Source organism: Priestia megaterium (assembly GCF_046599315.1).
GTDB lineage: Bacteria > Bacillota > Bacilli > Bacillales > Bacillaceae_H > Priestia > Priestia megaterium_F.
The window spans coordinates 477,859-491,930 of the sequence record NZ_JBKIKC010000003.1 but is presented as its reverse complement, the minus strand read 5'-3'; the positions used below and the strand labels follow the sequence as shown (position 1 = coordinate 491,930).

Annotated in this window: 16 protein-coding genes; 2 read left to right on the top strand and 14 right to left on the bottom strand. The window is 37.8% G+C overall.

Annotated features, from left to right (window positions below; translation table 11 throughout):
• Nucleotides 1–37: 37 nt before the first annotated feature.
• The 6 genes from ACLHDF_RS13620 to ACLHDF_RS13595 all read right to left on the bottom strand — a co-directional run bounded on the left by ACLHDF_RS13620 (nt 38) and on the right by ACLHDF_RS13595 (nt 5,373).
• Nucleotides 38–274 (bottom strand): hypothetical protein, encoded by a 237-nt coding sequence (locus ACLHDF_RS13620; protein WP_252284444.1) that lies wholly within the window; start codon nt 272–274, stop codon nt 38–40.
• A gap of 109 nt (nt 275–383) precedes the next feature.
• Nucleotides 384–1,061, bottom strand: a complete 678-nt coding sequence (locus ACLHDF_RS13615; protein ID WP_413919436.1) for a metal-dependent hydrolase — start codon at nt 1,059–1,061, stop codon at nt 384–386.
• A 113-nt stretch (nt 1,062–1,174) separates the two neighbouring features.
• Nucleotides 1,175–2,296, bottom strand: a complete 1,122-nt coding sequence (ald, locus tag ACLHDF_RS13610; protein WP_413919295.1) for an alanine dehydrogenase — start codon at nt 2,294–2,296, stop codon at nt 1,175–1,177.
• 150 nt (nt 2,297–2,446) lie between these two features.
• Complete coding sequence (locus tag ACLHDF_RS13605; protein ID WP_413919294.1) at nt 2,447–2,614, bottom strand: hypothetical protein; 168 nt, start codon at nt 2,612–2,614, stop codon at nt 2,447–2,449.
• Between the two features lie 165 nt (nt 2,615–2,779).
• Nucleotides 2,780–4,168: an argininosuccinate lyase gene (gene argH / locus ACLHDF_RS13600; protein WP_413919293.1), complete on the bottom strand. Its 1,389-nt coding sequence runs from the start codon at nt 4,166–4,168 to the stop codon at nt 2,780–2,782.
• Entirely contained in the window at nt 4,165–5,373 is a 1,209-nt protein-coding gene (locus ACLHDF_RS13595; RefSeq protein ID WP_413919292.1) for an argininosuccinate synthase, read from the bottom strand. The genes argH and ACLHDF_RS13595 overlap by 4 nt, the downstream gene beginning before the upstream one ends.
• A 313-nt stretch (nt 5,374–5,686) precedes the next feature.
• Between ACLHDF_RS13595 and ACLHDF_RS13590 the strand changes: the two genes are divergently transcribed.
• Nucleotides 5,687–6,001, top strand: coding sequence for a hypothetical protein (locus ACLHDF_RS13590; protein ID WP_413919291.1), 315 nt, complete (start codon nt 5,687–5,689; stop codon nt 5,999–6,001).
• Nucleotides 6,002–6,026: 25 nt separating this feature from the next.
• On the opposite strand, the gene ACLHDF_RS13585 is transcribed toward ACLHDF_RS13590, so the two are convergent.
• From ACLHDF_RS13585 to sppA, 8 genes are all read right to left on the bottom strand, one after another.
• Nucleotides 6,027–6,869: an EcsC family protein gene (locus ACLHDF_RS13585; RefSeq protein ID WP_413919290.1), complete on the bottom strand. Its 843-nt coding sequence runs from the start codon at nt 6,867–6,869 to the stop codon at nt 6,027–6,029.
• Nucleotides 6,870–7,099: 230 nt separating this feature from the next.
• Complete coding sequence (locus ACLHDF_RS13580) at nt 7,100–8,290, bottom strand: acetate kinase (protein WP_413919289.1); 1,191 nt, start codon at nt 8,288–8,290, stop codon at nt 7,100–7,102.
• A gap of 196 nt (nt 8,291–8,486) precedes the next feature.
• Nucleotides 8,487–9,479: a class I SAM-dependent methyltransferase gene (locus ACLHDF_RS13575; RefSeq protein WP_413919288.1), complete on the bottom strand. Its 993-nt coding sequence runs from the start codon at nt 9,477–9,479 to the stop codon at nt 8,487–8,489.
• 147 nt (nt 9,480–9,626) lie between these two features.
• The gene (gene tpx, locus ACLHDF_RS13570; protein WP_413919287.1) at nt 9,627–10,127 is read right to left on the bottom strand and encodes a thiol peroxidase; all 501 of its coding nucleotides are present in this window, start codon (nt 10,125–10,127) and stop codon (nt 9,627–9,629) included.
• Between the two features lie 177 nt (nt 10,128–10,304).
• Nucleotides 10,305–10,763 (bottom strand): GerW family sporulation protein, encoded by a 459-nt coding sequence (gene ytfJ, locus ACLHDF_RS13565; RefSeq protein WP_413919286.1) that lies wholly within the window; start codon nt 10,761–10,763, stop codon nt 10,305–10,307.
• Nucleotides 10,764–10,776: 13 nt separating this feature from the next.
• Nucleotides 10,777–11,475 carry a DUF2953 domain-containing protein gene (locus ACLHDF_RS13560; RefSeq protein WP_413919285.1) on the bottom strand — a complete coding sequence of 233 codons (699 nt, stop codon included), beginning with the start codon at nt 11,473–11,475 and terminating at the stop codon, nt 10,777–10,779.
• 103 nt (nt 11,476–11,578) lie between these two features.
• Complete coding sequence (locus ACLHDF_RS13555) at nt 11,579–12,082, bottom strand: RDD family protein (protein ID WP_413919284.1); 504 nt, start codon at nt 12,080–12,082, stop codon at nt 11,579–11,581.
• Between the two features lie 10 nt (nt 12,083–12,092).
• The gene (gene sppA / locus ACLHDF_RS13550) at nt 12,093–13,103 is read right to left on the bottom strand and encodes a signal peptide peptidase SppA (RefSeq protein ID WP_413919283.1); all 1,011 of its coding nucleotides are present in this window, start codon (nt 13,101–13,103) and stop codon (nt 12,093–12,095) included.
• 149 nt (nt 13,104–13,252) lie between these two features.
• Here sppA and ACLHDF_RS13545 point away from each other — a divergent pair, with 149 nt between their 5' ends.
• A complete protein-coding gene (locus tag ACLHDF_RS13545; protein ID WP_413919282.1) occupies nt 13,253–14,053 on the top strand; it encodes an NAD kinase in 801 nt (266 codons plus the stop codon).
• Nucleotides 14,054–14,072: the final 19 nt, after the last annotated feature.

Genomic DNA, 14,072 nt, shown 5'->3' with positions numbered 1-14,072 from the left:
TTCTTTTATTATACGGGGGAAGTGAAATGGATTCAATCTAACCTCTTTGACGCAAAGGCTTTCTCGCACTATTTTTTTGAATACCTGCCTTTTTACGACGCGGTGTATAAAGTAGTGATGACAAATTTCCTCCGGCTACAAAAAGAGCAAAGGTAAGCCAGCTTATACTAAAAATCCCTTGCAAACTCGAAGTTGTTAACACTAGGTGCGGCATTGCATAGTAAAGCATCACTCCGCATAGTAAAAGCGATAAAATAACTCGATTTTTTTCCATAACTCTCCCTCCTTATTATTACTATCGTATGCAGGGAAGTAAAAAAAGCAGAACGTTTCTTTGCAAATAAAAAACACGATGCAATCGCACCGTGTTTTCTTCTTTATGATTAAAGATCCAATCCTTCTCCAGCTTTTAATACTTTTCCTTCAATACCAGATAAAGACTCAACAAATTGATAAGGATCTTGCTTAATCACAGGAAATGTATTGTAGTGAATTGGCACAACAAGCTTTGCCTGCACCCATTCCGCTGCGATAGCCGCATCTTCAGGCCCCATTGTAAAGTTATCTCCAATTGGAAGAAATGCTACGTCCGGCTTATGGCGACCAATTAATTTCAAATCAGAAAATAAAGCTGTATCTCCAGCGTGATAAATCGTCTTTCCTTCAATTGTTAAAAGCAAACCAGCCGGCATTCCTGTATAAATAATCTCTTCATTATTCTCTGTATAACTTGAACCGTGGAAAGCTTGCGTCAATTTCACCGTGCCAAAATCAAATGTATAGGCTCCGCCTATGCTCATTGGATGTACGTTTAAGCCTTGCCAGCTAAGATATGTAGCTAATTCTGCTACTGCCACAACAAGTGAACCACTGCGCTTAGCAATTTCAACCGTGTCGCCTACATGGTCATTATGGCCGTGAGTCAGTAAGATTACATCAGCTTTTACATCTTTAGCATTTAAATCTGTTACTTCATTTCCAGTGATAAACGGGTCAATTAAAATTGTTTTTCCTTTTGTTTCAATTTTAATAATAGAATGACCATGATAAGAAACGTGCATCATTTATTCTCTCCTTTTACACTAACCTTTTCTATATTCTACCCGTCTGTTTTGGCTACAAAACAAGTGAATACGCCGCTATCATATCATATACAGCACAAAAATATGCCTTATTATGCTTGCTCTAATAAAGTTGTTGCATCAGCGTAAGTTAGACCGTGCGCATCTGCCACAGCCGCATAAGTGACAAATCCGTTTAGTGTGTTGACACCTTGAAGAAGGGATGGATTTTTTAAGCACGCTTTTTTATATCCTTGACTGGCTATTTGCAGAGCATAAGGCACCGTTACATTCGTCAGTGCTAAGGTTGACGTGCGGGGAACAGCTCCTGGCATATTTGCAACAGCATAGTGTAAGACCTCATGCTTCAAATAAGTCGGGTTATCGTGAGTTGTAATACGATCAGTTGTTTCAAAAATCCCGCCTTGATCAATGGCAATATCAACTACAACTGACCCTTTTGACATCGTTTGAACCATTTCCTCGGTGACAAGCTTTGGCGCTTTAGCTCCAGGTATGAGGACCGCTCCTATAACTAGATCTGACTCTTTTACAGATTGTGCAATATTGTAGTGGTTTGACATTAATGTTGTCACTTCTTTTCCAAACAAATCATCAAGCTGGCGAAGGCGATCCGCATTTAAATCAATTATTGTGACGTCAGCCCCTAATCCAACAGCAATTTTAGCAGCATTGGTTCCTGCTACTCCTCCTCCAATAATCGTTACTTTTCCTCTTTGAACGCCTGGAACTCCACTTAATATAATCCCTTTTCCGCCTTTGGTTTTCTCTAAAAATTGAGCTCCAATCTGAGAGGACATTCTTCCTGCAACTTCGCTCATCGGCGTTAACAGAGGTAAACTTTTATTTGGAAGCTGTACGGTTTCATAAGCGATACCCACTACCTTTTTATCAATTAATGCTTTCGTTAACGCTTCTTCAGCTGCCAAATGTAGATACGTAAATAAAATAAGTCCTTCACGAAAATATCCGTATTCTTCTGAAATCGGTTCTTTTACTTTCATAACCATTTCAGCATCCCATACTTCTTTTGCAGTATTTACAATAGAAGCTCCTGCATTTGTGTAATCTTCATCATGAAATCCAGAGCCTTCTCCTGCCTGTGTTTCAATGTATACATCATGCCCACCGTTAACTAAAGCTGTGACACCAGCTGGAGTAATAGCCACGCGATTTTCATTGTTTTTTACTTCTTTCGGCACTCCAATTTTCACCTTTATCCCTCTTTTCTTATATCAGTGATTAACTGAAAAAAGAACGTCATACCAAATCCTTTAGAAAACCGGATTTACTATGACGTTATCTTTCGATAGAGCTCAGCATAATCCTGCTTTTCTTAGTCTATATACAGTATATGCATGCAGTTATTCATATAGTTCGTTATCACTCGTTGCTTCCGGATTTTCAACCACAGAAGCCATAGCATCGCCAATAACGCCGCTTGAATAAGAATCCATTAGCTGTCTTGATGTCTCTTTTTCTCCTTCAAAATCATATTCATATACATGCTGCGGGTGTTTTTTGTCTTTCATATGTCACTTCTCCTTTTTTCACTCTATTTTCTTTACGAATATGGACTTTACTTCCTAATACCTTGCATGATCTTTTCTATTTTCTTCTTAAATGATCTACTTATACCATTTATCTCATACCAAAAAACGCCCGCAGATTTTTCTGCGAACGTTTTGAAAACTTTTTTATCGTGAGGATTTTTCGTGCAATTCATCTTTAGCTAGCTGAATTGCTTTTTTTACTTGTTCAAATCCTGTTCCTCCCGCGCTATTGCGGCGGTTAACAGCTGTTTTTGGGCTTAATACATGGTAGATGTCTTCCTCGAATAAATCTGACGCTTCCTTATATTGCTCAAGCGGCAAATCCATTAGATAGATATTTTTCTGAATACAAACAAGAACCAGTTTCCCAACCACTTCATGTGCTTCACGAAACGGCATACCCTTTGAAGCAAGATAATCAGCTAACTCCGTTGCATTTGAAAAATCTTGTTGCGTAGCTTTTTCCATAATGTTCGTTTTTACTGTCATTGTTTCAATCATGCCAGCAAAAATGGTTAAGCACCCTTCAATAGTTGTAACCGTATCAAACATGCCTTCTTTATCTTCTTGTAAGTCTTTGTTATACGTTAAGGGCGTACCTTTTAATACAGTCAATAAGCTAAATAGATGACCATATACTCGTCCTGTTTTACCACGAATTAACTCGGCCATATCAGGATTTTTCTTTTGAGGCATAATACTGCTGCCTGTTGCGTACGTATCATCCATTTCAATAAATTGAAACTCTTGACTCGACCATAAAATTAACTCTTCACAAAAACGAGATAAATGCATCATTAAAATAGAACTATTGCTTAAAAACTCTAAAATAAAGTCACGGTCGCTGACAGCGTCCATACTGTTTTGATAAATTCCATTAAAACCTAGAAGCTCCGCGCTGTAATGACGATCAATTGGGAATGTCGTACCGGCTAAAGCTCCTGCTCCTAAAGGAGATAAATCAATACGCTTTAGCGATTCCACATAACGCTCAGCATCACGTTTGAACATTGAAACATAAGCCATCAAATGATGAGCAAAGGAAACGGGCTGCGCGCGCTGTAAATGTGTGTAGCCTGGAAAAATTGTTTCAACATGCTGATCTGCTTTTGTGAGCAGTACATCTTCTAGATTTTCAATCAGCCCTACAATTTGCTGAACATGCTTTTTTAAATATAAGTGCATATCTGTAGCAACTTGATCATTACGGCTGCGACCTGTATGAAGCTTTCCTCCAACAGGACCAATTTCATCAATTAATAACTTTTCTAAATTTAAATGAATATCTTCATATTGAGCAGAAAATGTTAATTCTTTCTTTTTAGCTTTTTCAAGCAGTGTTTGAAGGCCTTTTTTAATCTGTGACGCTTCATCTCCAGAAAGAATGCTGCATTTTTCAAGCATTGTTACATGCGCTAAACTTCCTTCAATATCTTCTTCTACAAGATGCTGATCAAATGAGATTGACGCACCGAACTCGTCAATCCATTGTTCAGGGCGTTTCGTAAAACGCCCTCCCCAAAGTTTGGTCATACCGTTGTCACCTTCTTTTGATTTACCATGCTGCTCACTTGTGTTGGAAGACCCCATAATGAGATAAAACCAACTGCTGCATTGTGATCAAATTCATCTTCTTTTGTATATGTTGCAAGTTTTTCATTGTATAACGAATTAGGAGATTTACGTCCCTCTACGATAGCATGCCCTTTAAATAGTTTTACTCGCACTGTTCCGTTCACATATTGCTGCGTATCTTTTAAAAATGCAAGCAGCGAATTTGTTAATGGAGAGAACCATAAACCTTCATAGATAACTTCTGTTAATTTTTTCTCAATTACTGGTTTGAAGTGCGCCACTTCTTTCACTAATGTTAAATCTTCAAGCTCTTTGTGTGCTTTAATTAGTGTCATAGCGGCTGGACACTCATATACTTCACGTGATTTGATTCCGACAAGGCGGTTTTCGACATGGTCAATACGTCCAACCCCGTGCTTACCTGCGATTTCATTCAGTTCTAAAATTAACTGAGCTAACGTATACGATTGACCATTTAATGATACTGGCACACCTTCAACGAATTCAATTTCTACTACATCCGCTGTATCAGGAGTGTTTTCAAGAGAAGCTGTTAGGTCATATGCTTCTTCAGGTGGAGCTGCCCAAGGGTCTTCAAGAACGCCACACTCGTTACTTCTTCCCCATAAGTTTTGGTCAATTGAAAATGGGCTGTCTAAGTTAATTGGAATTGGAATATTCTTTTCTTTTGCATACTCGATTTCTTCTTCACGAGACCATTTCCAGTCACGAACAGGAGCTAAAACTTCTAAGTGTGGATTTAATGCTTTAATTGATACTTCAAAACGCACTTGGTCATTTCCTTTTCCCGTACATCCATGTGCGACAGCTACTGCATTTTCTTGTTCTGCTACTTCTACAAGCTTTTTAGCGATTAGCGGTCTAGATAGTGCAGATACTAATGGATACTTCCCTTCATATAATGTGTGTGCTTGAAGTGCTGCTAATGCAAATGTATTGGCATACTCTTCTTTTGCATCAATCACATATGATGATACTGCTCCAACTGTTAATGCTTTTTCTTTAATAAATTTCAAATCTTTTCCTTCACCTACATCTAAACAGCAAGCTACCACATCGTACCCTTTTTCCTGTAACCATTTAATTGCAACTGATGTATCTAAACCTCCGGAATATGCTAAAACAACTTTTGGATTACTCATCATGTATTCCTCCTACAAATTATATATATTAATACAACCGTTTTAATTTTTATTCATTTAATCTACTATTACTTTAACAACTTTTTAATCTATTTTCAATAGTTATTCAAAAAAAAGTATATAAATTCACGTTTATTTTGAATCAACAGGATAAAACCTCTTAAAATACTATAAAAATGGACAAAATTGAATATTTACAACTTAAATGCCGTGTATATTTACATGCATAAATTGAGTATAAATGATTTATTTTTTCACTTTCAGTAGCTCTGGCTTTTGTCATTGTATAAAATGGAGGGGAAGAGGTGAAAAAATGGAGCGCTTTTTTACTTATGACAACAGACTCGGTATAAAAATTCCTGCTCTTGAAAGAGAATGGACATTCTATTCTGAAAAAATTCAGCAAGATATCCTCCTAACCTGGGAAGCGATTCGGGGGCAGATACCAGACAAAATTCAATCTTTAGAAAAGAGCATTAATCAAAAACAAGCAGCATTAGAAGATGAGACCAACTTCATCCGCTCCTGTGAATTGAATAGCGAGATAGGGGAACTTGCTTCAATTATTAATGATCTATGGATTTGGTATCGAACGAATGAGGAAATATCCAAAAAAGTTCACGGATAGACAAAAAAACGAGTCTCATGAAAAATTAATGAGACTCGTTTTTCTTATCCAGCAAATAGCGGTATTGGTAAAAGCGCTTCGCATAATCCGTCACTTGTTTGGCCATTCGGTAATTCATACCTCCGCCAACCATCATACTCACCACCGGCAAACGATTGTAAACTTTTCGTTTCGCAGCAAATATAGCGAGGGTTTTTCCAATTTGTACAACGATTTTTTGCAGCCACGTCTTATCTACAATTTGGTCCACACCTTCATAAAAATAAGGGTCAAATTCTTGGCTTAGCTCGCTCTTCAAATGATGCCATCCCTCAGCCTGAAGATGTTTAGGTAACGTTGCTGCATGAAAAACTTTTAGAGTTAGCATAAGCTCTGAAGGAGTCTGAATATGATAACCATAGCTCATTGCTGCCTGTTGCACCGCTTGAATATTCATGCATAAAACAACGGGTATATCAATGCCGACTAGCAGCGATTGTCCTGTTCCTGAAAGTGCGCCTTGACTTAGCGCATACAGCCGAAGCTTGGCCATTTGCTGCTCGCATATATATGAAAGCTGGTCTACTTGAAGGGAATTCATTTCTGATAAATCTGTGATATCCTCTTTGAATACACGAGCAGTTTCAATAATTCTTTTTGTCGCTTGAGTTTGCATTTCCGTACCTTGAATTAATGCAGTTAACTGAAAGAGTCCCTCATCAATTTTATGTAAATAGGTCTCACGAACGGAAGAAGGAATTAAGTTAATCCCTTTTTCTAACCACTCTTCGTATAACAATTCCATATCAGTTGCTTTTACGCTCTGTAAGCTCTCTTCCCATTTGTGGATTTCTTCTAAAAGCTGTTCTTCACGATTCGTTAGTATCATCATGTCACCCTTTCAAGAAATAAGTAGTTTTATTTTCATTATAACAAATAATACATCCGTTACATTTTCCTGCCTATATTATTTCTTTCTTCTATATGTTGTAAACCTTCTTTAAACCGTCAGCTATTTATGCTATATAAAAAGCCGATTTCCTTCTTAGGAAATCAGCTTTTAGTTAGTTTGCCTGACAATTTATGAGAATTCATTCATTGAAGAGGCACTTTATGAACTTAAATATTCGCTAAACGAATAACGTCGCGTGCAATCATAACTTCTTCGTCTGTAGGAATAACCATAACTTTAACTGGAGAATGAGGATAGCTAATAAATGCTTCTTCCCCTTGTACGCTATTTAAAGCTGGATCCCAATAAACGCCCATGAACTCTAAACCGCGAAGAACGCGAGCACGTACAACATCACTGTTTTCTCCAATACCTGCTGTGAAGATGATTGCATCTACACCAGACATGCGAGCAGCATAAGAACCGATATATTTATGAATACGGCTAGCAAATACTTCAAGTGCTGTTTCAGCGCGTTCATTGCCTTCAGCGCTTGCTTTGATTAGATCGCGTAGGTCACTAGAAATACCAGATACTCCCAAAAGACCACTTTCTTTATTTAATACATTTAATACTTCGTCAGCAGTTTTTCCTGTTTTCTCCATAATAAATGGAATTAACGCAGGGTCAATATTACCTGAACGAGTCCCCATTGCTACACCAGCTAATGGTGTGAAGCCCATTGATGTATCAATTGACTTGCCGCCTTCAATTGCAGCGATACTTGCACCGTTACCTAAGTGACAAGAGATTAAGCGTAATTGTTCAATTGGACGGCCAAGAAGCTCAGCTGCACGCTCAGAAACATATTTATGAGATGTGCCGTGGAAACCGTATTTACGAACGCCATATTTTTCATAGTACTCGTACGGTAAGCTGTACAAGAATGATTTTTCTGGCATTGTTTGATGGAACGCTGTATCGAAGACTGCTACAGCCGGAACATTTGGAAGAATATCTTGGAACGCTTTAATTCCCACAATGTTTGCTGGGTTATGAAGCGGTGCTAAATCAGATAAAGCTTCAATTTCCGCTAGTGTTTCATCTGTAATTAAAACAGAATCAGCAAATTTCTCTCCGCCGTGTACGACACGGTGACCTACACCAGTGATTTCATCGTATGATTGAATGATGTTTTGAGAAAGTAACTTTTCAACTAAAATTTTAACTGCAACAGCATGGTCAGGGATTTCTGTAATATCCGTTTGCTTTTCACCATTTACCGAGATCGTGAAAACAGCGTTATCTAAACCAATTCGTTCTACTAAACCTTTTGTTAATACCGTCTCACTTGGCATTTCAAATAATTGAAACTTAAGTGAAGAACTGCCGGCGTTGATTGCCATGATTTTTGACATAAAAAAACAGCTCCTTCTTTATTATACGTGCATCATAAACATAACGAACAGAACATAAAAGTGTAATCTCTACAATATTCTATGCATTTCGACACGATTTCTATCCTTATTCATTTAATCATTCACGACAATAGATTTCAAGAGCTATACATCATGAAAACGCTACCGACAAATATTCATTATTTTCGAAAAAGACTTACTTTTTATTAACGCGGAACCATTGGTCCATTTGAGCCATAATATCACTCATTGCTTCTCGATTGCTGAACTTCGGCAAATTCACAAGCAGCGCTTGCTTAGGTGCTGTTACGCCTTCTCCCTGCTTTTGAAGAATGATAATGCTCTTAGCAGCCTGTTCCTGTTTGAACAATGAAAGTGGTAGCTGAACGATTCCTTGAACGATTGCTTCCTCTTTTAGCAGCGGCTGTAATAAATGAGACTGTTCAGATTCGAACAAGTTATTTGGAATAAGGGCAATTACGTATCCGCCGTCTTTTACATGACGCAAGCTTTGTTCAATAAATAAGTGATGAGCATAGGTATGGCCTTCTTCAGCTCTTACTTTATATTCTTTTGCCCCTTCATCGTTTGGATAATAACCAACCGGCAGGTCACAGACAACTAAATCAACAGGATCAATAAAAAGCGACTGCAAGCTGTCTTGATTGAATAATTGAATGCCGTGCTTCTGTAAATTTGCATTTACATATGTCAATTGAAGTAATAAATCATCCACATCTACACCGTATACATGTTCAATTGACGCAGCGTGTGTATTTAAAATTGTGGTTAATAAGTTCCCTGCTCCTACTGCTGGATCTAAAAGCGTGTATTTGTCTTTCCCTGCCATGAACTTTCCAACTAGGTAGCTGACAAATAGTCCTACAGCATCAGGCGTCATTTGATGGTTAGGCTGAACAGCTTCTTTCATCCCTTTTAAAATGGCTAGCTGATACGCTTTTCGAATGGTTTCTTTCTCAAAATGATCAAGCGTAATAGAATCGTACTCTTTTTTTAAACGTTTTTTCGTTACCTCATCTAGCTCTTCTTGCAAAATAGTTCCTTGAAACAAGTTTTCTCCCGTTTCAGCTACTGCTTCTAAATATACGCAGTTTAGTTCTTTTCTTAAAATAATAGCTGTTTGATCAATTACACCAAATAGCTTTTCCATACTAGCTAACTGACTCATATTCTGCCTCCTGTATAATAAAAGAATATCTATATAAATGAATAAACGTCCTATTTGGAACATCATATTTTATCATAAAAGCTTCTTAAAACACAAAGAAGGCGAAAAACATTGTTTTCCGCCTTCTGCCGAACGTCACCGACAATCTTACTTAGCTGCTTTAGCTGCTTCGATTGCTGCTTCGTAGTTCGGATGCTCAGTTACTTCTGGTAAGTACTCAACATACGTTACGTTGTCATTTGAGTCTACTACAAAAATTGAACGAGCTAATAAGCGTAATTCTTGAATAGCTACACCATATGCTTCTCCGAAAGATAAGTCGCGGTGGTCAGATAAAGTTTGAACATTCTCAATGCCATTAGCACCACACCAGCGCTTTTGAGCAAACGGTAAATCTACGCTTACTGTTAATACTTTTACATTATCTAATTTAGCTGCTTCTTCGTTGAAGCGACGAGTTTGCGCGTCACAAACTCCAGTATCAATAGAAGGAACTACACTAATTAGGCGAACAGAACCCTTTGTGCTGTCAAGCGTTACTTCTGATAAATCGTTTGCTAAAACGGTAAAGTTTGGAGCCTTGTCTCCAACTTTCACTTGATTTCCTAATAATGTTACATCGTTACCTTTAAATTTAACCTTAGTCACGAATAATTCCTCCTTTAAATAAGTATGTACACTGTTCATATTAGCTTGTCTGTCTCTATATTGCAATTAAATGACATACATAACATGATGATTTATCCTAGAAAACACACCCAACAAAAAAAGGCTTTGCTTGCTTCTTTCATCATTCCAAGAAGCAAGCAAAGCTTTATTTTATTCCTACAAATTAAAATCGTTTGCACTGTCATGATGCTGATTTTGTTGATCCTGCTGCTGATTGTTTTGTTTAAACATTTGCTGCACGCGTTCAATTGCTTGAGGTGCTGTATCTAAAATCTTTTCGTATAAATGCGTACTTTCGTTAAGATGAAGCATTTTAATTCCGCTTCCACTCACAATTAAAAAGGCAATTGGCGTAATTGATACACCGCCACCGCTACCTCCGCCAAATGGATGACCTGATTCTTGCTGATGCTGCCCTGAAGAAGATGGTGCATGTCCCTCTACTCCAAATTCACTTCCGCCCGCTGCAAAACCAAAACCTACTTTTGAGACAGTTAAAATGACGCTGCCATCAGGTGTTTCTACAGGATCACCAATGATCGTATTAACATCAATCATTTCCTTTAAATTTTCCATAGCTGTCGACATTAAACTTTTAATTGGATGTTCTGCCATTAAGATAACCTCCTTATGTTTTCACAGAGTGTGTCTTGTTCTTATTTGACGACTTCCATCTTTTGCGACGCTTTTTGGACGTATGCCGCCAGTATCTCAAGGTCCGTAAACCTACTAGAATAGCTTGACCAACTCGAAAAGAAATTATGCACTCAAATACCGTTTCTGACCAAAGATGTTGAAATACAGGAGTAACGCTCATTACAGGCATATCTTTTAGTTTCATATAACGGCTGATTATACCAACTATGCTCCCTTTTGCAGACCATACAGCCCCGGTTAATACACCAGTTAGCGCAGCATCACCCAAGCCGAAACGGCTGTGCCACCTAATGTCGCTTACCGTCACTTTTTTTAGAAAACGGCGAAGAATTTTATGAAAACCGATTACCTGTTCAAGGAATTGCTTCGCATTGTCTAGCATGCTTAGCCCATCTTCTACCGAATAATCACTCCATGAATTCTCGTCTTCTTTCCCTTGATCACCCATTCCTTTCTTCTTCTTAACTAGCAAACGCGGAGAATCTTCTTTCACTTTGACTACCGGAATTTCATATGTATAGCGAATAAGACCGAACCAAGCTCTAAGCCTCACTCTGTAATAATCGTTATCTCGGACATGATGAAGCTCTACAAATACCGTGATTTTTGTCCATACAATAAGTACAATAACAATTAAAAGTGCTAGCAATATCCATAAAAGCCATAGCACATCCTTCACTCCTTCTTAGCTTCACATTATCTCCAAAACCCAGAATATTAAACGTTATAGAAACTATAAAAAGAGCTGTTCCCTAAGGGAACAGCTCTTTTTATCATTTGCTTATTGTACCTTCATGTATGACGGTTGTATCTGCGTAGTAATCATGTGCCCCTTGCTTTTTAGGTAAAAAAGCAACTAATAAATAGCCAAGTAAAAAAACTGTTTTAGAAATATAACGTCCGACTCCTTCACGAAACAGCACAACGGGCCAGGTTAAAGTGGAGTCTTTTAACGATACTACTTTAAGTCCAAACACCATCTTTCCAAGCGTTTGTCCAAAATACTTTGTCATTAAAACAAAGTAACCATAAAAGATAATAACCGTTACAATTGTATAGGGAGAAAAAAATCCATCCCTTTGAGGGATATCTGCTAAATGAAAAATGGGCTTGATCAGCAGAGAGTTCAAGCTAGCTACCACAGCTAAGTCCAAAAGATATGCCCAAAACCGCATCCAAAAGCCTGCATAGTGAAATTCACAACCAGTTGGAGCACTTGCTACTGACTCATGTTTTATATTGTCATTTGATTCGGTTGAATGAGACTGATTTTCCATGTTCCCACCTCTATTCTGCATATAAATACATCAGGCGCGGAGAACTTGGCTGCGCAAATGTTTTTAACATTGCAGTGACTTGTTCATCTCCACCTATTACTTTTTGCATACTCATTGAAAGCCAAGAAGGCAGTCCGAATCCTTGATTGTATTGAATTACCTGTGCACCTTTTAACTTATAATCTTTCTCCATACCTTTTACCGCATCTTCAAAATAGCCTAATTGATCGACCAGCTTCAGCTCTTTAGCCTGACGTCCATCGTATACTCGCCCATCTGCAATAGAACGTACTTTTTCTTTAGACAAGTGACGTCCTTCAGAGATAACATTGACGAAGCCATCGTATGAGTTGTCTACAAGTGTTTGCATAATTTCTTTTTCTTCTCCGGTCATTTCTCTTGTTGGAGACATAATATCTTTATGAGCTCCGCTTTTGATGACAACAGATTCTACTCCTAGTTTATCAGCCAGCTTTCCGTAATTAACGCTTTGCATAATTACGCCTAACGAGCCTGTTAAAGTATCCGGGATTGCATAAATTTTATTAGCAGCTGTTGAAATGTAATAGCCTCCTGAAGCAGCCATTGAGCCCATTGAAATGTACACTGGCTTTTTCGTTTCTTTCTTCAACTCTTCAATTTTTTTATGTATTTCAGCACTTTCAACGACGCCGCCGCCCGGTGAATTCACCTTGATAATAACTCCTCTGACTGTTTTATCATTTTTTGCGCTTTCTAACTGTTTTAAAAACGCTTGGTGGTTATAACCATTTTGGGACATAAGCGGTGAGGAACTGCTTCCTGTATCTTGAATTGTTCCATTGACCTCTAGCACTGCAATTTTCTTAGCTGCATTCCCTTTTTCGATAACTGTTTCTGATAGTTCACTGTCATCTCCTCCAAATATACCTGCCAGGCCATCATTTTTTTCTTCCTTGACAGAAAAACCAATATTCACAATCGCAGAAAAAACAAATAAGCAGGCTGCAATTAAAAGAGCAATCCACCTTTTTTTATTCATGAAAATCCTCCTTTTTAGGTGTCAGAATTAAAAGATTATTCTTTTAATTCTTAAAGCAATAATGCTATAATTATTGTAACAAACTTTTTTTAAAAAGTTTACTTTATCGCTAATATTTTACATATCAGACAAACAAGGGGGAACTATCTATGCCAAATCGTCGTAACGTTTATTTCTTTCATCCAAAAAACCAGGAAACAAAAGCGCTCGTAAGTCCACTTATTGAACTTGCAAAACAATATGACTTTCAAGTAGTAGATCATTTCGACAGCGCTAACATCATTGTAAGTATTGGCGGTGACGGAGCTTTCTTGCAGGCTGTCCGTCAATCTGGCTTTCGAGATGACTGCTTATATGCTGGTGTCACAACTTCAGACCAACTAAGCTTTTACTGTGATTTTCATATTGATGAAACGGATAAAATGATTGAAGCTATTACGACTGAAAATATAGAAGTACGTCGATTTCCTGTTTTGCAAACTCAAATTGATCAAGGAACTTCTTTTTATTGCTTAAATGAATGTTCGATTCGATCAGGTGTTATAAAAACATTCACTCTAGATGTTTTTATTAACGAAAATCACTTTGAAACATTCCGTGGGGATGGGATGATTATTTCAACACCAACAGGCAGTACCGCTTATAATAAATCGGTAAATGGAGCCGTAGTTGATCCGTTAATTCCTTGCATGCAAGTCAGCGAATTGGCATCGTTAAATAATAATAACTATCGTACATTAGGATCTTCATTCATCCTAAGCGCCGAGCATACGCTCACTTTGAAATTATCCAATGACAACAATCACAATCCAATTATTGGAATAGATAACGAAGCATTAAATGCCCGTCAAGTTGATCAAGTTCAAATTCGGTTAAGCGATCGTCAAATTAAAACAGTTAAGCTGAAAGATAACTCTTTCTGGCAACGTGTTAAGCGTACGTTTTTATAATAAAAAGCGCCCAAGGGCG

Bases quoted from the DNA above. Each gene is read 5' to 3' on its own strand.
- ACLHDF_RS13580 (WP_413919289.1), bottom strand. From the start codon at position 8,290: ATGTCAAAAATCATGGCAATCAACGCCGGCAGTTCTTCACTTAAGTTT.
- sppA (WP_413919283.1), bottom strand. From the start codon at position 13,103: ATGAATAAAAAAAGGTGGATTGCTCTTTTAATTGCAGCCTGCTTATTT.
- ACLHDF_RS13585 (WP_413919290.1), bottom strand. From the start codon at position 6,869: ATGATACTAACGAATCGTGAAGAACAGCTTTTAGAAGAAATCCACAAA.
- ACLHDF_RS13555 (WP_413919284.1), bottom strand. From the start codon at position 12,082: ATGGAAAATCAGTCTCATTCAACCGAATCAAATGACAATATAAAACAT.
- ACLHDF_RS13615 (WP_413919436.1), bottom strand. From the start codon at position 1,061: ATGCACGTTTCTTATCATGGTCATTCTATTATTAAAATTGAAACAAAA.
- ACLHDF_RS13620 (WP_252284444.1), bottom strand. From the start codon at position 274: ATGGAAAAAAATCGAGTTATTTTATCGCTTTTACTATGCGGAGTGATG.
- ytfJ (WP_413919286.1), bottom strand. From the start codon at position 10,763: ATGGCAGAACATCCAATTAAAAGTTTAATGTCGACAGCTATGGAAAAT.
- ACLHDF_RS13595 (WP_413919292.1), bottom strand. From the start codon at position 5,373: ATGAGTAATCCAAAAGTTGTTTTAGCATATTCCGGAGGTTTAGATACA.
- ACLHDF_RS13545 (WP_413919282.1), top strand. From the start codon at position 13,253: ATGCCAAATCGTCGTAACGTTTATTTCTTTCATCCAAAAAACCAGGAA.
- ACLHDF_RS13575 (WP_413919288.1), bottom strand. From the start codon at position 9,479: ATGAGTCAGTTAGCTAGTATGGAAAAGCTATTTGGTGTAATTGATCAA.
- ACLHDF_RS13590 (WP_413919291.1), top strand. From the start codon at position 5,687: ATGGAGCGCTTTTTTACTTATGACAACAGACTCGGTATAAAAATTCCT.
- ACLHDF_RS13605 (WP_413919294.1), bottom strand. From the start codon at position 2,614: ATGAAAGACAAAAAACACCCGCAGCATGTATATGAATATGATTTTGAA.
- argH (WP_413919293.1), bottom strand. From the start codon at position 4,168: ATGACCAAACTTTGGGGAGGGCGTTTTACGAAACGCCCTGAACAATGG.